The sequence below is a fragment of the Leifsonia tongyongensis genome, from assembly GCF_010686705.1.
Taxonomy (GTDB): Bacteria; Actinomycetota; Actinomycetes; order Actinomycetales; family Microbacteriaceae; genus Diaminobutyricibacter; species Diaminobutyricibacter tongyongensis.
The window spans coordinates 447,936-469,173 of record NZ_JAAGWY010000002.1; the positions used below are offsets into that span (position 1 = coordinate 447,936).

Annotated in this window: 16 protein-coding genes and 1 tRNA gene; 2 read left to right on the forward strand and 15 right to left on the reverse strand. The window is 66.9% G+C overall.

The features are described 5' to 3' along the window. Positions 1 to 25: 25 nt before the first annotated feature. The 10 genes from G3T36_RS10110 to polA form a co-directional block, all read right to left on the reverse strand. Entirely contained in the window at positions 26 to 1,045 is a 1,020-nt protein-coding gene (locus tag G3T36_RS10110; protein WP_163289668.1) for an AAA family ATPase, read from the reverse strand. Next, positions 1,042 to 1,581 carry a hypothetical protein gene (locus G3T36_RS10115; RefSeq protein WP_163289669.1) on the reverse strand — a complete coding sequence of 180 codons (540 nt, stop codon included), beginning with the start codon at positions 1,579 to 1,581 and terminating at the stop codon, positions 1,042 to 1,044. The genes G3T36_RS10110 and G3T36_RS10115 overlap by 4 nt, the downstream gene beginning before the upstream one ends. Then, on the reverse strand, positions 1,578 to 2,309 hold the full coding sequence (locus G3T36_RS10120; RefSeq protein ID WP_163289670.1) for a DUF4129 domain-containing protein: 732 nt from the start codon (positions 2,307 to 2,309) through the stop codon (positions 1,578 to 1,580). The genes G3T36_RS10115 and G3T36_RS10120 overlap by 4 nt, the downstream gene beginning before the upstream one ends. An 88-nt stretch (positions 2,310 to 2,397) precedes the next feature. After that, complete coding sequence (gene uvrB, locus G3T36_RS10125) at positions 2,398 to 4,464, reverse strand: excinuclease ABC subunit UvrB (protein ID WP_163289671.1); 2,067 nt, start codon at positions 4,462 to 4,464, stop codon at positions 2,398 to 2,400. Positions 4,465 to 4,543: 79 nt separating this feature from the next. Next, positions 4,544 to 5,143, reverse strand: a complete 600-nt coding sequence (gene coaE, locus G3T36_RS10130; RefSeq protein ID WP_163289672.1) for a dephospho-CoA kinase — start codon at positions 5,141 to 5,143, stop codon at positions 4,544 to 4,546. 85 nt (positions 5,144 to 5,228) lie between these two features. Next, on the reverse strand, positions 5,229 to 6,683 hold the full coding sequence (rpsA, locus tag G3T36_RS10135) for a 30S ribosomal protein S1 (RefSeq protein ID WP_163289673.1): 1,455 nt from the start codon (positions 6,681 to 6,683) through the stop codon (positions 5,229 to 5,231). A 109-nt stretch (positions 6,684 to 6,792) separates the two neighbouring features. After that, the gene (locus tag G3T36_RS10140) at positions 6,793 to 7,776 is read right to left on the reverse strand and encodes a DUF1731 domain-containing protein (RefSeq protein ID WP_163289674.1); all 984 of its coding nucleotides are present in this window, start codon (positions 7,774 to 7,776) and stop codon (positions 6,793 to 6,795) included. Between the two features lie 3 nt (positions 7,777 to 7,779). Beyond that, positions 7,780 to 8,433: a DUF4166 domain-containing protein gene (locus G3T36_RS10145; protein ID WP_163289675.1), complete on the reverse strand. Its 654-nt coding sequence runs from the start codon at positions 8,431 to 8,433 to the stop codon at positions 7,780 to 7,782. 1 nt (position 8,434) lies between these two features. Beyond that, a complete protein-coding gene (locus G3T36_RS10150) occupies positions 8,435 to 10,108 on the reverse strand; it encodes a DUF885 domain-containing protein (RefSeq protein ID WP_163289676.1) in 1,674 nt (557 codons plus the stop codon). Positions 10,109 to 10,155: 47 nt separating this feature from the next. Next, positions 10,156 to 12,822 (reverse strand): DNA polymerase I, encoded by a 2,667-nt coding sequence (polA, locus tag G3T36_RS10155; RefSeq protein WP_163289677.1) that lies wholly within the window; start codon positions 12,820 to 12,822, stop codon positions 10,156 to 10,158. 54 nt (positions 12,823 to 12,876) lie between these two features. Between polA and G3T36_RS10160 the strand changes: the two genes are divergently transcribed. Further along, positions 12,877 to 13,284, forward strand: coding sequence for a hotdog fold thioesterase (locus G3T36_RS10160; protein WP_163289678.1), 408 nt, complete (start codon positions 12,877 to 12,879; stop codon positions 13,282 to 13,284). A 17-nt stretch (positions 13,285 to 13,301) separates the two neighbouring features. On the opposite strand, the gene G3T36_RS10165 is transcribed toward G3T36_RS10160, so the two are convergent. Then, positions 13,302 to 13,907, reverse strand: coding sequence for a response regulator (locus G3T36_RS10165; protein ID WP_163289679.1), 606 nt, complete (start codon positions 13,905 to 13,907; stop codon positions 13,302 to 13,304). Between the two features lie 39 nt (positions 13,908 to 13,946). Here G3T36_RS10165 and G3T36_RS10170 point away from each other — a divergent pair. Then, positions 13,947 to 14,029 (forward strand) — tRNA-Leu (locus G3T36_RS10170). Positions 14,030 to 14,750: 721 nt separating this feature from the next. Here G3T36_RS10170 and G3T36_RS10175 read toward each other — a convergent pair. From G3T36_RS10175 to G3T36_RS10185, 4 genes are all read right to left on the reverse strand, one after another. Then, positions 14,751 to 15,290 (reverse strand): hypothetical protein, encoded by a 540-nt coding sequence (locus tag G3T36_RS10175; protein WP_163289680.1) that lies wholly within the window; start codon positions 15,288 to 15,290, stop codon positions 14,751 to 14,753. Positions 15,291 to 16,104: 814 nt separating this feature from the next. After that, on the reverse strand, positions 16,105 to 16,281 hold the full coding sequence (locus G3T36_RS19520) for a hypothetical protein (RefSeq protein WP_193571062.1): 177 nt from the start codon (positions 16,279 to 16,281) through the stop codon (positions 16,105 to 16,107). Between the two features lie 547 nt (positions 16,282 to 16,828). Then, entirely contained in the window at positions 16,829 to 20,173 is a 3,345-nt protein-coding gene (locus tag G3T36_RS10180; protein ID WP_163289681.1) for a DUF5107 domain-containing protein, read from the reverse strand. A 78-nt stretch (positions 20,174 to 20,251) separates the two neighbouring features. After that, on the reverse strand, positions 20,252 to 21,118 hold the full coding sequence (locus tag G3T36_RS10185) for an AraC family transcriptional regulator (protein WP_163289682.1): 867 nt from the start codon (positions 21,116 to 21,118) through the stop codon (positions 20,252 to 20,254). Between the last annotated feature and the right edge of the window lie 120 nt (positions 21,119 to 21,238).

The following is a 21,238-nucleotide window of genomic DNA, read 5'->3' on the forward strand; positions in this document are numbered from 1 at the left end:
CGCGCGGCGCCGGTCTCGTCCATGGTCAGCTCGCGGTCCGCCCCGGGGCCCTGGTTCCGACGACCGGCGGCCCCGCGACCGTGTTGACGAGCTCGGTCACGATCTGGGTGGGCTGTACTCCTCCGGTCCAGGCCTGGACGGTCAGCGAGAGGCGGTGGGCGAGCACGGGGACGGCGACGGCCTTCACGTCGTCGGGGATGACGAAGTCGCGCCCAGCCATCACGGCCTTCGCGCGGGCCACCAGGAGAAGGCTCTGCGAGCCGCGCGGGGATGCGCCCACCTGCACGGACCGATGATGTCGCGTCGCGGCCGCGAGGGCGACGCAGTAGGCGGCGATATCCGGATCGACGTCCACATGTTCGACACCGGTCTGCATCGCGCGCAGCGTCTCCGCGGTGACGACGGGCTCGATCACCGCGCGCTCCTGGTGCCGCGCGATGCGCGCGAGCAGCACCCGGCTCTCGCCCGCCGTATCGGGATAGCCGACAGCGAGGCGCACCATGAACCGGTCGAGCTGGGCCTCAGGCAGTGCGTAGGTCCCTTCGTACTCGATCGGGTTCGAGGTGGCGATCACGTGGAAGGGTACGGGCAGCGGAAAGCTCCGGCCCTCCACGGTCACCTGCCCTTCGGCCATCGCCTCGAGCAGCGCCGACTGCGTCTTCGGCGAGGTGCGGTTGATCTCGTCGGCGAGGAAGAGACCGGTGAACACCGGTCCGGGTCGGAACACGAAATCGGCTTCGGCCGGCGCATACACGAATGACCCGGTGATGTCGGCCGGCAGGAGATCCGGCGTGCACTGCAGCCGACGGAACTCGAGTCCGATCGCGGTCGCCAGGCTCCGGGCCGCGAGCGTCTTCCCGAGGCCCGGGACGTCCTCGAAGAGGACGTGGCCGCCGGCGAGGATGGTCGCCAGGGCCAGTTCGAGCGGCTCTCGCATGCCGACGACCACCGTCGACACCCGGTCGAGGATCGCCTCGGCCAGTGTCGCCACCTCCCGCACGGGCAGGGGGCGCGGCCGGTCGGTCGTTGCGGGGTCGACGATCATCGGGGCTCCTCGGTACGGCTTGCGGTCTCAGGGGTGCGGACGTCGAGGCCGCGCAGAGCGTCGAGTGTCGCCTCGACTGCCGTGAGCTGGGGCAGGGGCCGCTCACCGGGGCGGATCGTGTTCCAGGCTTCGCTGCCCAGGAGGTGTTCGATCGCGGCTGCGTCGGCGGGCTCCTCGAGGTCGAGTTCGTGCCGGGCGAGAATACTCCTCGCCAGGTCGCGCACGCGCCGGAAGGCGGATGCCGCTACCGCTCCTGACCGCGAGTGGAGCGACCAGGACAAGTGGTTCACGTCACGCCGGATGCCGCTCTCGATGGGAGTCCGCTCGCGCATCCAGTCGGCCGGGCGATGCTCGGGGACGGCGCCGAGTACGCCTGCAACCACCGCGACGACCAGCCCGAGCGCAACAGCGTGCGCGACATCCATTCCGAAATACCAGGCGACGAGCCCTGTACCCCCGCCGAGCAGGACGCAGACGATCAGCCGTCCGCGGAGCGGAGGCCGGAGGAGCAGGCGGCGGGGCGACTGTTCGGTCATGATGCACTCCCCTCCCCGAGCGGTCGGGTCGCGCCGGGCACGCCTTCCCATGACGCTGCGAGCCGCTCGAGCGAGCGGCGGGCGACGGACACGTCGAGTTCGGTCACGGGTGTGTCCCCGAACCGGACCCGCAGGTAGAGGTCGAGCAGCGTGCGTGCGGCATCGTCGTCTGCGTGCACCCGGGCCAGCACGCGCTGCGTGAACTCCGCCGGCGTCTCCGCCGCACGTCGCTGGACCCCGGACTCTTCGGCGGCCTCCTGCAGGCCGAGCCAGGCCCGCTCGATCGCATCGCGGGGCAGACGATCCTCCGAGAGCGTCGTCAGCGCGCGGTCGAATCCGCGCTGGAGAGCGGGGGCGTCGGGAGCGGATGGCGGTTCCGGTTCGCTTGCGGGGCCCGCGTCGAGCAGTCGGGCGCTGTCGAGCGGCCGGCCGGACGCCTGCCGCCTCCGGAGCATTCTTCCGAGCAGGAGCCCGGCGAGGACGATCAAGGCGGCGATGGCAATCCATAGCAGAGGCGTGCCGTCGATGACGAACGGCAGCCCAGGATGCGAACTGCGCGTACCCGATTCGGCAGTGGGGGCCGGTTCAGGATGCGGTGACACCGTCGGCTGCGTCCAGTCCGGAACCCACCGGATGCCCGAGAACGTGGCCGGCCCCTGGAGAAGGATGCCTGCCAGGAGCGTGATCCCGAGCACCACGCACACGACGAGGACGGTCCGCTGCTTCATCCGCCTCGCCTCACCCGCCTCGATTGCCGGTCGTGCTCGCCGACGCGACGGCGACGCTCACTCGTTCACCGTACCGCCGGTGCCTGAATCAGCCCAGATGTCCGGCTTTCTCCATCTGGCGGAGATCGTGCTTGAGGTCGGAGAGTTCGTCTCGCAGCCTCGCCGCGAGTTCGAACTTCAGTTCGCCGGCCGCCTGGAGCATCTGCTCGTTGAGGTCGGCGATCAGCGACTCCAGCTCGTTGGCACCGGCTGCGGCGATGCCTTCGCGCCGCAGGTTGGGGACGGGGCTCTTCCGGCGCTGTTCGCGTCCGGCCAGGATTGCCGCGGTGTCAGCCTCTTCGCGCGCCAGAATGTCGGTGATATCGGCGATGCGCTTGCGGAGGGGCGTGGGGTCGATGCCATTGACCGTGTTGTATTCGACCTGCTTCTCACGGCGACGCGTCGTCTCCTCGATGGCCTGCTTCATCGAATCCGTGAGCACGTCGGCGTACATGTGCACCTGACCGGACACGTTGCGCGCCGCGCGGCCGATCGTCTGGATGAGCGACGTGGACGACCGCAGGAAGCCCTCCTTGTCTGCGTCGAGGATCGCGACGAGCGAGACCTCAGGCAGGTCCAGGCCTTCTCGGAGCAGGTTGATGCCCACGAGAACGTCGTAGACGCCGGCGCGCAACTCGGTCAGGAGCTCGACGCGCCGCAGCGTGTCCACGTCGGAGTGCAGGTAGCGAACCCGCACGCCCGCCTCGGCGAGGAAGTCGGTGAGCTCTTCCGCCATCTTCTTGGTCAGCGTGGTCACGAGCACGCGCTCGTCCCGTTCCGCCCTCACGCGGATCTCCTCGAGCAGGTCGTCGATCTGCCCCTTGGTCGGCTTGACGACGATCTCAGGGTCGATCAGGCCCGTCGGCCGGATGATCTGCTCGACCACACCGTCGGCGATGCCCATCTCGTACCGGCCCGGCGTGGCAGAGAGGTAGACCGTCTGGCCGACGCGCTCCTTGAACTCGTTCCACTTGAGTGGTCGGTTGTCCAGAGCGCTCGGCAGGCGGAATCCGTGCTCGACGAGCGTGCGCTTGCGCGACGAGTCCCCTTCGTACATCGCCCCGATCTGCGGAACCGTCACGTGGGACTCGTCGATCACGACGAGGAAGTCGTCGGGGAAGTAGTCGAGCAGGCAGTTCGGCGCCTCGCCGGGCTGCCGGCCGTCGATGTGCCGCGAATAGTTCTCGATGCCCGAGCAGAAGCCGATCTGCTCCATCATCTCGATGTCGAAGCTCGTGCGCATCCTCAGCCGCTGCGCCTCGAGCAGTTTGCCCTCGCGCTCCAGCTCGACGAGCCGATCGTGGAGTTCGGTCTGGATGGTGCCGATCGCCCGCTGCATGGTCGCGGGGCTGGCGGCATAGTGGGTCGCCGGGAAGACCGACACCGCATCCATGCGGTTGATGATCTCGCCGGTCAGCGGATGCAGGGCGTAGAGCGCCTCGATCTCGTCGCCGAACAGCTCGATGCGCACGGCGTGCTCCTCGTAGACCGGGATGATCTCGATCGTGTCGCCGCGCACGCGGAACTTGCCGCGCGAGAAGTCGACGTCGTTGCGCTCGTACTGCATGCCGACGAACTTGCGGATGAGCGCGTCACGCCCGACGTTGTCGCCGACCTGCAGGGCCGCCATCGCGCCGAGGTACTCTTCGGCCGCGCCGAGACCGTAGATGCACGAGACCGTCGAGACGACGACGACATCGCGCCGGCTGAGGAGCGAGTTGGTCGTCGAGTGTCGCAGTCGCTCGACCTCCGCGTTGATCGACGAGTCCTTCTCGATGAACGTGTCGGTCTGCGGTACGTACGCCTCGGGCTGGTAGTAGTCGTAATACGAGACGAAGTACTCGATCGCATTGTTCGGGAGCAGCTCGCGGAATTCCGTGGCGAGCTGGGCGGCGAGGGTCTTGTTGTGCGCGAGGACGAGCGTCGGCCGCTGTACGGCCTCGATGAGCCAGGCCGTCGTCGCGGACTTGCCGGTGCCCGTGGCGCCGAGCAGCACCACATCGGTCTCGCCGGCGTTGATTCTGGCGGTGAGTTCGGCGATGGCCTGCGGCTGATCACCGCTCGGCTTGTACTCGCTGATGACCTCGAACGGGCGGACAGCGCGAGTCGTTTCCATAGCCCCAAGTCTAAGGAACGCCGCCGACATCGGGTCAGGTGTGCGCTCTCGGCGAAAGAGGGTTACCGGTGCCGCCGGGTCAGGCGGTGGTCAGCCGCTCCCAGAGCGCATCCGCCTGCTCGAGCGTGTGCTCCAGACTTCCGTCCGTGTCGATGACGACGTCGGCCACGGCGAGCCGCTCCTCGTCGGACGCCTGCGAACGGATGCGCCGCGTCGCCTCGTCCGCCGCCATCCCGCGCAGCTCGACGAGACGCCGGATGCGCGTCTCGGCGTCCGCGTGCGCTACGACGATGAGATCGAACGGATAGGCGTTGGCGGTCTCGACGAGCAGCGGCACGTCGTAGACGATCACGGCGTCCGGATTCGCACGCCGTGCCTCCTCGAAACGCTCGGTCGACCGTCGGAGAACGGCCGGATGCGTGATCGCGTTGAGCCGGAGACGGGACGACTCGTCGCTGAACACGATCGCGCCAAGCGCGGCTCGATTGAGGCTGCCGTCTGCGTTCAGAACACCATCGCCGAAGGTCTGTGCGATCTCCGCAAGCGCCGGGGTGCCCGGTTCGACCACCTCGCGCGCGATCTGGTCCGCATCCACCGCCACTGCTCCGCGTTCCGCAAGGCGCCTGGCCACCGTCGACTTGCCGGACGCGATCCCGCCCGTGAGACCAATCAGCTGCACCCCTCCATGCTAGGGCCACCCGCCTGCCGCTTAATGCCGGAACGGCCGGGCCCCGAAGGACCCGGCCGTTCCGGTGATCGACTGCTTAGGAGTTGCTCGAGAGCTTCTCACGCAGAGCCGCAAGCGACTCGTCGTCGGCGAGGGTGCCGGCCGAAGCGGGCTCGCTCGTGAACGTCGAACCACCCGACGCGGCAGTGCCTTCGGCAGCGGCCTCTTCGAGACCCTTGGCGACCTGCTTCTTGTGGGCCTCCCAGCGAGCCTGGGCTGCAGCGTACTCCTGCTCCCACTTCTCGCGCTGGGCCTCGAAGCCTTCGCGCCACTCGTTCGTCTCGGGGTCGAAGCCCTCCGGGTACTTGTAGTTGCCCTGCTCGTCGTACTCCGTGAGCATGCCGTACAGCGCCGGGTCGAACTCGGTGCCCTCGGGGTCGACGCCCTCGTTCGCCTGCTTCAGCGAAAGCGAGATGCGGCGACGCTCCAGGTCGATGTCGATGACCTTGACGAAGACCTCGTCGCCGACCGACACGACCTGCTCGGCGAGCTCGACGTGCTTGCCAGACAGCTCCGAGATGTGGACGAGGCCCTCGATGCCGTCTGCGACGCGCACGAACGCGCCGAACGGAACGAGCTTCGTGACCTTGCCCGGTGCGACCTGGCCGATGGCGTGGGTGCGGGCGAAGACCTGCCACGGGTCCTCCTGGGTCGCCTTGAGCGACAGCGAGACGCGCTCGCGGTCCAGGTCGACCTCGAGGATCTCGACGGTGACTTCCTGGCCCACCTCGACGACCTCGGAGGCGTGCTCGATGTGCTTCCACGACAGCTCCGAGACGTGCACGAGACCGTCGACGCCGCCGAGGTCGACGAACGCACCGAAGTTGACGATCGACGAGACGACGCCCTTGCGGACCTGGCCCTTCTGGAGGTTGTTGAGGAACGTCGTGCGGCTCTCGGACTGCGTCTGCTCGAGCAGCGCGCGGCGCGACAGGACCACGTTGTTGCGGTTCTTGTCGAGCTCGAGGATCTTCGCCTCGATCTCCTGGCCGAGGTACGGCGTGAGGTCGCGCACGCGGCGGAGCTCGATGAGCGAAGCCGGGAGGAAGCCGCGGAGGCCGATGTCGACGATGAGACCGCCCTTGACGACCTCGATGACCGTTCCGGTGACGACTCCGTCGGCATCCTTGATCTTCTCGACGTCGCCCCACGCACGCTCGTACTGAGCGCGCTTCTTCGACAGGATGAGGCGGCCTTCCTTGTCCTCCTTCTGGAGAACGAGTGCCTCGACGGTGTCGCCGACCTGGACGACCTCGCTCGGGTCCACGTCGTGCTTGATGGAAAGTTCGCGGGAGGGGATGACACCCTCGGTCTTGTAGCCGACGTCGAGGAGAACCTCGTCGCGGTCGATCTTGACGACGGTACCCTCGATGAGGTCTCCGTCGTTGAAGAACTTCAGCGTCTTTTCGACCGCGGCGAGAAAGTCTTCAGCAGATCCGATGTCATTGACGGCGACCTGCTTCGGCGCCTTGTCGGTCGTTGCGATTGTCATGTAGTAAGTGCTCCAGTATGGACATAGTTCAGGCCGTTCGCGGGGTACTGCAGTATTTGATTTCCGCGAAAGGCAGGCGGATAGGACGTCACAAAGGTGACGGTCTAGCTTAGCTGGCGGCGACGGTCTCCGGCAAGCTGCGCGCCCCGACGATGTCCCGCAGCGCGGGCTCGAGGTCGGGGAACGCGAATTCGTAGCCCGCATCCGTCAACCGTTCGGGGACCACCCAGCGGCTCTTCAGCACCAGTTCGGTCTCCGTGCGGATCGCGGCGGAGCCGAGCTCCAGCATCCACCTGAACGCCGGAAGGCCCACCCGAATTCCCAGCACGCGGCGCAGCGTGGCCATGAAGGTCCGGTTGTCCGTCGGATGCGGTGACGCAGCATTCACGACGCCGTCGAGGCCTGTGCGCGCCTGCAGGAAACGGATGATGCCGTACACGTCGCGGATGTGGATCCAGCTGAACCTCTGGCGACCGCCCCGGGCGCGGAACTCGTGGAAGGTGCCCGCGTCACGGCGTGCACGGGTGGAGAACCAGCGCCCGTCGAGCTGCGGGCCGCCCAGACCGAACCGCGCGAGCCGGATGAGCGGAAGGAGGGCGCTGCCGTCGCCCAGCACGATCGCCATCCGAAGCGCGACCCGGCGCGTCGCCGGCAGGTCGGCGGCGAAGAATGTGCGCTCCCACTCGGTCGCGATGCCCACCGAGAAGCCGGTGCCGAACTCACCGGTCGACTCTGTCATCGGGCGGTCCTCCGCGTGGCGGTAGATCGTGGCGGTCGAGGCGTTCACCCAGAGGGCGGGCGGATTCTCGCACCCGGCCACCGCATCCGCCAGCTCGCGTGTGGTCGCCACGCGCGACCGCAGGATCTCTGCGCGGTTCGCCGGGCCGTACCGGCAGTTGACGCTCTTTCCGGCGAGGTTCACCAACAGGTCGGCACCCTCGAGGAGGTCGGTGATCGCTCCCGTGTTCCCCCAGGAGGCGTCAGGGCCTGCGCGGCCGATCAGGGCGACGTCCGCACCGTCGGCGCGGAACGCATCCGCCAGATACCGGCCGATGAAACCGGATGCACCGGCGATGACGATGCGTTCGGCCACGCGTCACTTCCCTTCGCCCGCAGGCTCCCCCGGCCGGATCTCATAGTCGAAGGCTCCGGCGTACTGGTAGATCGTACCGAGGAGCGGCGCCCTGACGGTGAGGGTGACCCGCTGGGCGCCGAGTGTGTCGTCGAAGCTCTCGGTCAGTTCGACGACCGGTGCGAGGCGGCGTGGGAACGTGAGGCGGAGGGCGCCGGCGAGGAACGTCACCCGCGTCGACCGGAGCCGCAATGCGCCCCCGACGACGGACGCCTCGAGCCTCGTGTCGAGTCGTGCCGGAAAGCCCAGGCGATCGTGCAGCCCGGAACCGTCAGCAGCAATACGGTCGCGCATGTGCCGGCCGCCCCCGGTGAGGGCGAAGAAGCGGTCGGCGTTGATCGCTGGGCCTGCACCGTCGGCCGCCGGGCGGTTGACGACCGTGAACGGCACGTCGCGCTGCCACACCGGGAAGACGACGCCCGCGCGCCTGAGAACGGCCAGCGCGGGCCACAGCCACCGGCGGGGCGTCCCGACCATGTCGAAGACGCCCCGCCCGAAGCCGTGATGGCCGGCCGGGATGACGCTGAAGTACGCTTGCAGCCGCGGATGCAGCTCGGCGAGTTCATCGCCGAGCACCGCCTGGTACGGCGAACGTTCCTCCTGCGACCCGGCAGCCACCTCAGTCGAGCAGAGCCGACTTGAGGGTGTCGAGGCCGACGCCGCCGATGTCGAGCGCCTTCTTGTGGAACGCCTTGATGTCGAACGCGGCCCCTTCACGGCGGGCGTACTCGTCGCGCAGCTGCTCCCAGATGCGCTGGCCGATCTTGTACGACGGCGCCTGGCCCGGCCATCCGAGGTAGCGGTTCACCTCGAAGCGCACGAAACCCTCGTTCATGTTGACGTTGTCTCCGAGGAACTGGAAGGCGTATTCGCCGGTCCATGGGCCGGAGCCGTCGGGCAGCTGCTTCTCGAGGTGCACGCCGATGTCGAGGACGACGCGGGCGGCGCGCATCCGCTGGCCGTCGAGCATCCCGAGCCGGTCGGCCGGGTCATCGAGGTAGCCGAGCTGCTCCATGAGCCGCTCGGCGTAGAGCGCCCAGCCCTCGGCGTGACCGGAGGTGCCGGCGTTGCGGCGCCACGTGTTCAGCTGGGCCTTGTTGTAGACGGCCTGCGCGATCTGCAAGTGATGGCCGGGGACGCCCTCGTGGTAGACGGTGGTGAGTTCGCGCCAGGTGTCGAACTCGGTGACACCTTCGGGGACGCTCCACCACATGCGGCCGGCACGTGCGAAATCGTCGGTCGGCGGGGTGTAGTAGATGCCGCCTTCCTGGGTCGGCGCGATCATGCACTCGAGCCGGCGGATCTCGGTCGGGATGTCGAAATGCGAGCGACCGAGCTCTTCGACCGCTCGGTCGCTGGTCTCCTGCATCCACTTCTGGAGCGCATCCGTGCCCTGCAGTTTCCTGCTCGGATCCTGGTCGAGGAACGCGATGGCTTCGTGGACGGACGCTCCCGGCTTGATCTCGCGCGCGATCGACTCCTGCTCCGCGACCATCCGTGCGAGCTCCTCGATGCCCCACTCGTAGGTCTCGTCGAGGTCGACGGTGGCCCCGAGGAAATAGCGGGACGCCAGGGCGTAGTGTTCGCGACCGACGGCGTCTTTCTCGGGGGCGTGCTGCGCGAGCTCGTCGGTGAGGAACGCCTGCAGCTTGCCGTAAGCCTCGGCGGATGCGCGGGCGCCCTCGGCCAGGTCGGAGGCGAGGGATGCGGGCAGCTCGCCCCGGGCGGGCTTGGCACCTTCCGTGAATTCGAAGAAGAACCCGTTCGGACTGGTCTGCTTGCCGACCTGCGCCGCGACCTCGCGGACCTGGCGGATGGCGGCCACATTGCCGTTGGCGACGCCGGAGCGAAGGGTCTCGATGTAGCCGTCCATCGCTGCCGGGAGGTTGCGCAGGCGCTTGGAGATGTTCACCCAGTCCTGTTCGCTGTCGGTCGGCACGAGGTCGAAGATCTCGCGGAGACCCTGCGCGGGCGAGGCGATCACGTTGAGATCGCGCTGATCGAACCCGGCGTCGTGCTTCTCGATGTCGAGTTCGAGCTCACGTGCGAGATCCATTTTGGTGACGCGGTCGATGTCGTCGACCGGTTCCGCCGACCGGATCGCGGCGAGGGTGCGCTTGGCGGCCTCCTTCGCCCGCTCCGCGCCCGCAGGCGAGTAGTCGGCGTATTCGCCTTCGCGACCGGGCCGGCCGAGATAGACGTGGTACTCGGGGAACAATTCCAGCTGGGTGTCGACCCACTCTTCAGCGATCGTGTCGATGGGAGTGGGAGTTCGCTTCTCTGCGTTCGTCATACTCCGACCCTATAAGCCGTGTGGCTTGGTCCGCGATGGCGGCGCGATCAGTGGGCCGCGTCGTCCCAGTTCGCGCCTCGCCCGACCTGGACGTCGAGCGGAACTCGGAGTTCGGCCGCCGTCGCCATGCGGTTGCGCACGATCGCTTCGAGCGCATCCCACTCCCCAGGGGCGACCTCGAAGATCAGTTCGTCGTGCACCTGGAGGAGCATGCGCGAGTTGAGGCTCTGGTCGATGAGGTCGGCGGAGATGTTCAGCATGGCGATCTTGAGGATGTCGGCGGCCGACCCCTGGATCGGCGCGTTCAGGGCGGCGCGCTCGGCGTTGTCGCGGAGCACGCGGTTGGTGCTGGTGAGGTCGGCGAATGGGCGGCGGCGGCCGAAGATCGTCTCGGTGTAGCCGTCGACGCGCGCCTGCTCGACGACGTTGCGGAGATAGTCGCGCACCGCACCGAACCGGGTGAAGTAGTCGGTCATGAGCTGACGCGCCTCTGACGTCTCGATGCGCAGCTGCTTGGAGAGCCCGAAGGCGCTCAGGCCGTAGGCGAGGCCGTACGACATTGCCTTGACCTTGGTGCGCATGGCGGGAGTGACCTCGGCCGGCGTGACGCCGAAGATGCGCGCGCCCACGAACCGGTGGAGGTCCTCCCCCGACTTGAACGCCTCGATCAGCCCCGCGTCCTCGGAGAGGTGCGCCATGATGCGCATCTCGATCTGCGAATAGTCGGCGGTGAGCAGGGATTCGAAGTCTTCGCCGTGTTCGAAGGCCGACCGGATCTCGCGGCCCTCTTCGGTGCGGACGGGGATGTTCTGGAGGTTCGGGTCGTTCGACGAGATGCGGCCGGTCGTGGTGCCCGTCTGGTCGTAGGTGGTGTGGATGCGGCCGTCGGCTTCGACACCGCGTTCGAGTGTCTCGATGATCTGCCGCAGTTTCGACGCGTCGCGGTGCTGGAGGAGCAGATCGAGGAACGGATGCGGGTTCTGCTCCTGCAGGTCGGCGAGCGACGCAGCGTCGGTGGAGTATCCCGTCTTCGTGGAGCGGGTCTTGGGCATCTGGAGCTCGTCGAACAGCACCTGCTGCAGCTGCTTCGGCGAACCGAGGTTCACCTCGTGGCCGATCTCGGCGTAGGCGCGGGCGGCGTAGTCGTTGGCCTTGTCGGTGAGTTCGCCGCGCAGGCGGGCGAGCACCTCGGCGTTGACCGTGACCCCGGTGAGCTCCATCTCTGCGAGGACCGCGACGAGGGGCAGTTCGATCTCGTCGAGGACACGACGGGATCCCTCGTCGATGGCGATCGACTGGGCTTCGGCGATGCGGAGCACGTACCAGGCCTCGGTCGCTGCGCTGACCGGTTCGGTGAGTGGGACGAGCTGGTTGGGATCGGATTGCGGCAAGGACTCGCCGAGGACGTCGTAGACCTGCTCGGCGAGGGTCTGCGGGCCGCCTCCCGGCCGCAGCAGCCAGCCTGCGAGCCGCGTGTCGAAGGCGAGGCCGTCGACAACGAGGCCGGCGCGGCTCAGCGCCTTGAACTGGGGTTTCGCATGGAAGAAGTATTTCGGCGCGCTGCTGCTGAGCCACTCCTCGAGGGCGGTGTAGTCCGGTCGCCCGGGAGCCCAGGGCACGTAGGCCGAGTCGTCCTGGGTCGCCAGCCCGAAGCCGGTGATGCCCAGGTGGCCGCGCTCGACCTGTACGCCGACCGGCTTGCCGTCGGCCGACGCACGCGCCAGCCACAGTGCGAGCTCTTCGTCGATCATCGTCCGGACGGGCGGAATCGCCGTCGCCGCCGAACTGACGCCGTCGGCGACCGAGCCCTCGAGCTGGCCTTCGGCCTCAGCCGTCTTGAGCAGCCGCTCGAGGAGCGTCTTGAACTGCAGACGGCCGAAGATGTCGCGCACGGCCTGCTCGTTGATGGGGCGCCGTTCGAGGTCGGCGGGGCCGACCGGAAGCTCGACGTCGTCGATCAGCTTGTTGAGGCGGCGGTTGCGGAGCGCGTTCTCTTTCTGCTCGCGCAGCTTCTCGCCGACGACGCCCTTGATCTCGTCGGCGTGGGCCACGATCTCGTCGACCGTTCCGTACTGCTGCACCCACTTGACGGCCGTCTTCTCGCCGACCTTGTCGATCCCCGTCAGGTTGTCGCTGGTCTCGCCGACGAGTGCTGCGATCTCAGGGTACTGGTACGGCTCGATACCGTAGCGCTCGAGCACCGCCTCGCGGTCGTACCGCTTGAGCTCGGACACTCCGCGGACCTGCGGATAGAGGAGTGTGACGTCGTCGTTGACCAGCTGGATCGTGTCGCGGTCGCCGGAGACGACGAGCACACGGTAGCCCTCGGCAGCCCCCTGCTTCGCCAGAGTGGCGAGGATGTCGTCGGCCTCGAAGTCCTCCTTCGACAGGGTGGTGATGTTCATCGCGTGGAGTGCCTCTTCGAGCAGCGGGATCTGCCCGCCGAACTCCGGAGGAGTGTCGCCACGCGTGCCCTTGTACTCCGGGTAATCACGCGTGCGGAAGGAGTAGCGCGAGATGTCGAAAGCCACCGCGATGTGGCTCGGGTTCTCGCGAGTGAGCAGCATGATCAGCATGGCGATGAAGCCATGGATCGCGTTCGTGTGCTGACCCTCGCGGTTGACGAAGCTGTCGACGGGAAGGGCGTAGAAGGCCCGGAATGCCAGCGAATGGCCGTCGATGATCAGGAGGGTAGGCTTTTCGGAGTCTGACACCAGGCAAGCCTACAAGGCACCTGCGACACTGCCGACGACCGAGGAAAGGGCGAAATGACTCTGGATGCGCTCGCATATGTGAAGGAGCGCGGGCTCGGTGCTCTCGCCGAGAAGATGGGCATCGAGATCCTGGAATTCTCGCTCGATCGCGCGGTCGCGCGCATGCCCGTCGAAGGCAACACCCAGCCGGCCGACCTTCTCCACGGGGGCGCTTATGTCGTGCTCGGCGAGTCTCTCGGATCGATGTCCGCGAACCTCTGGGCCGGTGAGAACCGCCTCGCGGTCGGCATCGAGATCAACGCGACCCACACGCGGTCGGCGACCAGCGGATGGGTGACAGGAGTGTGCACGCCGATCCACCTCGGGCGCACCCTGACGACGCACGAGATCGTGGTCACCGACGATCAGGGTCAACGCTGCTCGACCATCCGCATCACGAACCTGATCAAGGACCTCTCGTAGCCGAGAAGGCCTGAAGGCTACTTCTTGGCGGCGAGCTGCTCGATGATCGCCTGGGCGACGTCGTGCATGGTGAGGCGGCGGTCCATCGACGCCTTCTGGATCCAGCGGAAGGCCTCCGGCTCAGTGAGCCCCATCTTCTCGTTCAGCAGGCCCTTGGCGCGATCGACGAGCTTGCGGGTCTCGAAGCGCTCGACCATGTCGGACACTTCGGCCTCGAGCGCGATGATCTGCGCGTACCGCGCGAGCGCGATCTCAATCGCCGGCAGCAGGTCGTTCGGCGTGAACGGCTTCACCACGTAGGCGAGTGCGCCGGCTTCGGTGGCCCGCTCGACGAGCTCCTTCTGGCTGAAGGCCGTGAGGAGGACGACCGGCGCGATGTGCCCCTTCGAGAGCCGTTCAGCGGCCGAGATGCCGTCGAGCTGGGGCATCTTCACATCCATGATGACCAGGTCGGGCCGAAGCTCGGTCGCGAGCGCCACCGCCGTCTCGCCGTCGCCGGCCTCCCCCACGACTTCGAAGCCGTTGTCTCGGAGGATCTCGACGATGTCGAGGCGGATCAGCGACTCGTCCTCCGCAACGACCACGCGGCGAGGGACGACAGGGGCGGTTTCTTGGTCGGTCACGAGCAAAAGCCTACGGTATTCTGAGTGGCGTTGTTGTGCGCCGGTGTGGCGGAATGGCAGACGCGGAGCACTCAAAATGCTTTGTCCGAGAGGGCGTGTGGGTTCGAGTCCCACCACCGGCACAACGGGAATGCAACCGACTTCCCAGTGACCACGTGGGATGCGGGCATACCCTCGGCCAGCCAGGTTCAGTTTCCCCACAAAAACCCACATTTGCTGCGGTCGCACCCTCGCTCAGGCGTTCGGCCACGGTGTCGAGGTCGTCTTCGAACAGGTCGGCGTAGATGTCCAGCGTCATGGCGGCGGACGCGTGGCCGAGCTCGACCACATCGGCGAGGGAAACCCGTAGGCGCTACCCGCCACTGACGGAAGCGCGACCAGACTCGTCTCGGACTCGACCAGGCCAGAGGTTCCGTGGTCGCAGCGCTCGGGATCGCGTGACCGCGACTTGATGAGGCGGTACCCGAGCCGGGCGGCGCGACGGTGTACGGCGGACTCGGTGGGCGCAACAGCAGACTTAGATTCATGCATGACAATCAGTGCGGCGTCCCCTGCTGCTGCCAGGTGGATAACACGGTGGCCCTTATCGCGGAGCCGACCCCCCACTCGTACCCCTATGATTTGCCCATGTCGAAACACGCTCGCGCACATAAGCGGGGCGACGCTCCGCGCGAGTTCTGGGGCATCTTTCTGGATGGCGTCGCTTACCTAATTGGCGCGATCCTTGGCGGTTTCGTGCGTTAGGGCTAGGGCCTGCGGTGGTAGGTAGCGCGCGGTATGCCAAATGCGCCGCGCCTACCTGAAGTTGCGGAGGCTTCCGGAGCGCCGCCGCGATGGATTCTGCTAGCCGCCCCAGCGCCGGAGTTGCTCGCGGATCGTTGATTCGTAGGCATTCCGCGCGAACGTGAACGTGACGGGCTCGAACCCCTCGAAATCGGGTCCTTCGCTCAGTCCCGTTTGATATGCAACGCTCGACCACCGGACCTTCGTGTACCCAAATTCGATTCGCGCGCTGATGGTTGCACAGTTCAGATCGGCGCACTGGGAGCAGTACAAGATAGCCGTACGACCGTCTGCAAAGCGGACCCATGCCTTGTCGTTCTCCTGATATCCATCGAGCAAGGCGCGCAGGCTCTCGACTGGATACGGGTGACCCTCCCTCCCCGGGACCAATAGAGTACGCTCGCCGGCCACGCTGGGCTTCGGGGGGTGAGAGCGAAGGGCGACGCCATTGATCGTCCAATCGAGGAAGCTAACCGGGATGCGCCGCTTCTTACTGCGCCCACCACGTCCGACGTCAATGATCACGTCTTCAGTGGCCACCCACTCCGTTCCGAGCACATCAAGCGTTGCATCGGGACCTTTTCCGGAGGTGTTGGACATCCCGCTAGATTACTGGGCCCGTGCGGCGAGGAGCGGCACGCACGGGGAGGGGAGTCAAGATGGCGGCGTGGCCAACCCGGGCACACTCTTCCCGGCAGCTAGCCCCCCCCTGAGGAATCGACCCCACCCCTAGGCGCCGTTCGTGAGGGCCTTGCCGAAGATGGCCCGGGCTGCCCCTTTTGCTCTCTCCGAGCCATAGGCCTACTAGGTCGAGCCGACGAGGAAGGCCCGATGGCCAACACAGCCGGGCGGGAGGTATTTCACCTGAGAGGGACTTCCGTCACCTCCCCCACCGAACGAGACAGTGTCACCGACCCGGTAGGTGTGTTGCTTCCATGTGAGTGCGCCATCGTTCCAAGACGCCTCACCTGCGGGAAAGGCGATCACGTCCCCACGATCACCTATCGCAACGCATCCGTCTACGAGTCGAAGCGTTCCGGTGATGCCCACCTGCCACGGAACTGCCGGGCCGGGATACGTCGCGAGCGGACTCGACACGGTGGTTGGGCTCGGCGAGGAAGCCGAATTCTTCGACTCGTGCACCCCCGGTAGGAGCGAACACCCTACAAGAGTCGGCGCAACGAGAGTTAGCAACACCGCGAACATCGATCGCCGATACATGGCCAGATGCTACCGCGGACGGAGTTCCACCGGTGGCACACGATCGAGAGACCCGCAAAAATCCCACATTTGTACGCGTACGCGCCTATTTGCAGGCGTCCGTAAGCGTCTACTTCCCCGGAATTACGCGGAAGTTGCCCGCCACCACAGGGGTTGAGTAGGGTTCGAGTCCCACCACCGGCACAATGCGCGATCACAGTCCGAACTTGTTGCGGCCCTGCCAGTCGAACGCGACGCGATACACATTCTTATCCTTACCGCACCTGCTGCACCGCTCATAGCGGTCAACGTCGTCGGTGCTCTCCCACCGCCAGTGGTGGCGCACGTTCACCAGGCACAGCAACGGCTTGCGCCGGACGACGGCCAACATGTCACTCCCCTTTCGCAGGGGCTTGCAATGGCTGAACGGAGCGACCAGGACGACGCAGCGATCTGGAGTGCGTGAGTGGTCTGACGCCCCCAGGGCATCCCGTACAGCTCTGCCCTGAACTCCTGCCGATACCGACTCCGACACGAACCGCCGGGAAGGACGTGGGAGGCCACCCCGACGAGAAGCGAGGGAAGGAACGACGGGGGCGCGAGCGGAGGCGGCCCCTTGCGGTCGAGCGCTTTCTCTTTCATGACTACCCCGGCTGTGGAATCGGTCCTGAGTTCGGAACACGCCGAGACTGGTTGGCCCTGGCGAGAGCGTCTCGAGCTGCCGCCGCCATCGGCGCTGATCTTGTCGTAGCGGCGGGCGGGACGGCCCTCGACCGACGGGTCGATGTCCTCCCACCGGGAGGTACCCAGCCGAGCCCCTCGAGCCGAGCCAGGATGGGATGCACCGTTCCACTCGGCAGGCCGGCGGAGGCGCCGATCTCGACGCCGTAGAGCTCGCGATCGGGAGCGCGGAAAGGTTCCATCGCCGCGCGAGCGGCTCAGCTGGTCACGAGCGCAAGCTGGTGCTCCAGGTCCCGCACGAGGCGATCACGTGAAGTGGCCGGGTCCTCGTGGAAGGTCAGCAGGGCCGGAAGCGAGGTGGCGAAGAAGTCGATCGTCGCGGGTTTTTCGCGGAGGTCGGCGACATAGTCGCGAACTGCATCGACGAGCCGTTCCGCCTCTGCGTCCCTTCCGAGCCGCCGTAGGGCACGGATCGACGAGAACGTCTTCACGCTGAACGGGTGGGTGCGCATCCCGGTGAAGTCACCCGAGGCCGATGCGGCCTCCGTCCACGCGATACGCGCCGACCGTTCGTCTCCCGCTGCGGCGAATGCTTCCCCGAGCATCCAGTGGAGATCGGCCGTGTTCGCGAGCGCGTGCCTCGCCTCGCCGAGAGTTCGGGGAGGAGTGAGAGCGTCGAGGGCGGCGCGCACGGCACCGGCGGCGTCTCCGGCGGCCAGACGAGACGAGGCGATCGCCGAGTTCGCACGCTCCCAGGAAGCCAGGACCTGGCCTTCGCCGCCTTCCCACGGCTGGAACACCCTTCCGAGGAGCACCTCACGCGCAGCCTCCGGCGTGCCGCCGGCGCTGAGCAGGTCGGCGAAGACGACGCTCAGGTCGTCGCGCGAAGCGACGAGGCCGGGTTGCGCGAGGAGCCGGGAAAGCCGAAAAGCCTCGCTCTCGCCGGTGCGGGAGCAGAGCTGGTCGTATTCGTAAAGCAGTTTCGCGTCACCGGGAAGGTAGAAGATCGCCGTCTCGAACTGCTCACGGGCTGCCGCGGGGTCACCGAGGATGTTGAATTCGGCGATCCCCAGGTTGCGGTGCACGATGGCGGCCTCATCGTCGCCGAGTTCGCCTTCTGCCGCTCGCCGCCAGAAGGCGATCGCCTCGGCGTAGTTGGCCTTGTCGTAATGCCAGTCGCCGAGAAGGGCTGCCGCGCGGGCATCCCCCGGGTTGCGTTCGAGTGCCGTCACGAGTGCGGCGACGTCCTCCAGTCGTGAGGGATGGCAGTGGCGTGCATCGGAGGTCGTAGCGGCACTGAGGGCAGCATCCGCCTCCGTGTCGCAGCCCAGTCCGAGGAGGATCGCGGCGCGGTGGTAGTGCACGAGGGGCGCGACCTGCACCTGCCCCAGAGCCGTGTCGCCGCTTGCTTCGAGCGCGAGATCGAGAACGTCGAGCGCAGCGCGTGCGCATCCCGCGGCCGCGTATTCGAGAGCGACGTCGAGCAGTGTCGGCGCATCCGTCGTCAGAGGGAGGCCGAGGAGGTGCCGGCTCCACTGGTCGAGAGGGTCGCGGCGTACCTGGGCCTCGAGCAGTGCATCGGCTTCAGCGTGGCGATGGAGCCTACGGAGAATCACGGCCAGGAGACACGTCGCCTGCAGGTGTTCGGAATCCAGGCGCAGAACGTCGCGCAGCGAAACCTCGGTCAAGACCCATTCAGCGCGCCGGGCGTGGATCGCGGCGGCCGCGTAGCCCGCCGGGACGCGCCAGGCAGACGTCCACGCCGCTTTCGCCAACACCTCGAGCGCTTCGGCGTCCCGGCCTTGCCGCACCAGGTTGACGCCCAGCCGGTAGTGGGCTTCCCCGTCGGCGGGATTCGGTACGCGATGCAGCAGGCGGTCGAGAGCGACCCGGAAGTGTCGCTCTGCTTCGACAAGCCGGTAGCGGTCGTCGAGAAGCGCGCCGAGCGCAAGATTCGAGCGCACATCCCCCGGGTCGCGCTCGAGCGCCTCGCTCCAGTAACCGTCAGGGTGGCGGGTCGCGTGCCGGTACTGTTCGAGGTACTGGCCCGTGTAGAACAACTCGTCGTTGGTTCCGACCTCGGATGGCCGGGCCGGTTCGGTGGCGGGGGCGGGCGGCAGTTGCGCAGTGACAGGGCGCGGACGCCAGCCGATGACCTCGCGGCCCGCTTCGAGCACAGACAGCCGGAGGTCGTGCGGGGCGAAGCGGCCGGGCAGTTCGGCGCGAAGGAGCAGCGGACTGTCGGGCGTTCCCACCGCATCCGCTTCGTAGACCGTGCCGGTGTCGTCGGAGATGACGACCCGGAGGGAATGCAGCGGATGCGTCACCGCGAGCCCCAGCCCGATCACGGTCGCGTCTGCGCCGGGCTCGACATCGAAACGGACGGCTGCCTCACGATTGGCCTGATGCACCGGTCCGATGTCGCGGAACGGGTACCAGTACTGGCTGAACGTCTTCGTCTCGCCGGGGGCGATGAACGTGAAGTCGGGCTGATTGTCGGTGAAGACGCCGGCCATCAGCTCGACGTACGGTCCGTCGTCGTCGGTCAGGTTCCTGTCCCAGGCCCAGCCGAACTCGTCGTTCCCCCAGGTCCACTGCTTCTTGCCCGGCGCGATCGCGCGGTCGGCGACATGGATGAAACCCGCCTTTCGGCCGTGGTCGTAGCCGCCGAAGAAGTCGTCTTCCGTGGACAGCACCATGTATGAGGTGGGGACCGGGATATTGCGGTACCAGTCCAGCCGGTCGCCGTCCGGGCGCTCCGGCGTCACGCGCGACGGGTAGTCGACGCCGTAGTAGTCGCCGTCGACCCGGGGGAACGAGGTGATCGCACGGCGGGCGTGATCGGCGACGAACTGCACATCGGTCGGAAAGAACGACTGGTAGTCGTCGTTCACTGCGGCGGCGACGTTGGCCCACCAGAGGAAGGTCTGCGTGGTCGAGGTGCGGTTGTACAGTCGCACGCGCGCCTCGACGACCGAGCTGTGCGGGGAGAGCCGGATTCCGTGCATCCCCTTCATCCGCGTGAACGGGTCGTGGTCGCTGCACCAGACGGTGACCGACCCGTCCTCCTCGTGCTCGATCGACCAGTCGGTGGGAAGGAACGTGGCCGGCCGGTGGTGCTGGGGCCAGTTGAACTCGACGCCGCCGGAAAGCCAGGGGCCGGCGAGCCCGACGAGCGCCGGCTTGATCACGTTGTTGCGATAGAAGAAGTCGTAGTCAGCACTCTTGTCGTAGCCGATGTAGATGCGCCCGCCGAGTTCGGGCAGAATGACCAGGCGGACCCACTCGTTCTCGAGGTGCACCGCCTGCCAGGTGTGCGGCGCCTTCGTCTGGCTGATCCGTTCATGGAACGGCAGGGGGTACACGCGGCCGGACGAGCCCTGGTAGACGCGGTAGTCGAAGAACTCAGGGAACTGGCTGGGTTCTGTCGGCATGTACGTATCGATGACGAGCGGCTCCGCCCACGCAGCAACCGGATCGCCTCGGAGCTCCTCCGGGACCGGCGGAAGCTCGACACGGGACATCTGGTCGTCGTCGCCGGTGCGCGCTGGCGAGACGAAGGGGACGGTCGAGGTGGTGTCGGTCTTCTCGGCATCAAGCATGCCGATCACGCTATGTTTCGCCAGGGCCTCGCGGCTAGAAGGATCGTGCGGAGTATCTGGACAAAACGCTGAAACCGATCAGCCCTTGTGTTGTGAACGGTACTCCCGGGGCGTCACCCCGTGGACTTTCTTGAACTGCCGAGCGAAATAGAATGCATCCGGATAGCCGACCTCGGTCGCAATAGCGGAGATTCCGCGATCCGTGGTGTCGAGCATCTCGCGTGCCCGCGCCATCCGGAGCTGGGTGTGATACTGCAATACGGGATAGCCGATGCGTTTCTTGAAGAGCGCACCGAAGTGGGATGTACTGAGTCGGGCCATCGCAGCGAGGTCGGCGACACTGATCTGCTCGTCGACGTGTGCACGCAGGTATTCGGCGGCCTGGTCGATGAGTTCACCGGTACCGTCCGACGACGCGATGTCGGCGGAGAGCAAGGCGAACAGGTGCCATGCCGCGCCGGCGGCGGCGAGCATGCTCGGTGTGGTCGAGTCGCGTTCCATGCGCTGCACCACTTCACTCATGAGCGAGACCACCTGGTAGAGGTTCGACGGCCTGCGCACCGGCCGCTCGATGCCCATCTCGGCAGCGGACAGGAAATCGGCGAGCTCGGGACCTGCGGCGTGGAGCCACCAGAGCGTCCACGGCTCGACGGCGTCAGCCCCATACGCGTGAGGATGGCCGGGCGGAAGGATCACCACCTCCCCCGCCTCGACGTCGAAATGTCCTGCCTCGGTCTCGCACCAGCCCCGTCCTTCTGTGCAGACCATCACGATCGCCTGCCCGATCGGGAGCTGACGATTGCGCCCGTGGGACTGAGCATCGGGAAAGTATCCGCAATCCGTGACCACGAGACGGGACGTTCCCGGCTGGTTGAGGAATTCGCGTACGCGGGGACGAGCGAGCACCAGCATGCGCTGGCCGGGGAATCCGTCGGGAATGAGCATGAGGAGAGTGTCTACGCCCGCCAGCGTTTTGTCCAGTTAGTCAACGAGTTTCTTCTACTCGCGCGACCGGTGGGGCGCTTAGCGTTTTGGCATCCTGACACATTTCAATATCTACTAAGG

What these genes read in the sequence shown, in the direction of transcription:
- rpsA (WP_163289673.1), bottom strand. Translation starts at nt 6,683, where the DNA reads ATGACAATCGCAACGACCGACAAGGCGCCGAAGCAGGTCGCCGTCAAT.
- G3T36_RS10180 (WP_163289681.1), bottom strand. Translation starts at nt 20,173, where the DNA reads ATGCTTGATGCCGAGAAGACCGACACCACCTCGACCGTCCCCTTCGTC.
- G3T36_RS10150 (WP_163289676.1), bottom strand. Translation starts at nt 10,108, where the DNA reads ATGACGAACGCAGAGAAGCGAACTCCCACTCCCATCGACACGATCGCT.
- G3T36_RS10120 (WP_163289670.1), bottom strand. Translation starts at nt 2,309, where the DNA reads ATGAAGCAGCGGACCGTCCTCGTCGTGTGCGTGGTGCTCGGGATCACG.
- G3T36_RS10160 (WP_163289678.1), top strand. Translation starts at nt 12,877, where the DNA reads ATGACTCTGGATGCGCTCGCATATGTGAAGGAGCGCGGGCTCGGTGCT.
- G3T36_RS10110 (WP_163289668.1), bottom strand. Translation starts at nt 1,045, where the DNA reads ATGATCGTCGACCCCGCAACGACCGACCGGCCGCGCCCCCTGCCCGTG.
- G3T36_RS19520 (WP_193571062.1), bottom strand. Translation starts at nt 16,281, where the DNA reads ATGTTGGCCGTCGTCCGGCGCAAGCCGTTGCTGTGCCTGGTGAACGTG.
- G3T36_RS10175 (WP_163289680.1), bottom strand. Translation starts at nt 15,290, where the DNA reads ATGTCCAACACCTCCGGAAAAGGTCCCGATGCAACGCTTGATGTGCTC.
- uvrB (WP_163289671.1), bottom strand. Translation starts at nt 4,464, where the DNA reads ATGGAAACGACTCGCGCTGTCCGCCCGTTCGAGGTCATCAGCGAGTAC.
- G3T36_RS10115 (WP_163289669.1), bottom strand. Translation starts at nt 1,581, where the DNA reads ATGACCGAACAGTCGCCCCGCCGCCTGCTCCTCCGGCCTCCGCTCCGC.
- G3T36_RS10185 (WP_163289682.1), bottom strand. Translation starts at nt 21,118, where the DNA reads ATGCTCATTCCCGACGGATTCCCCGGCCAGCGCATGCTGGTGCTCGCT.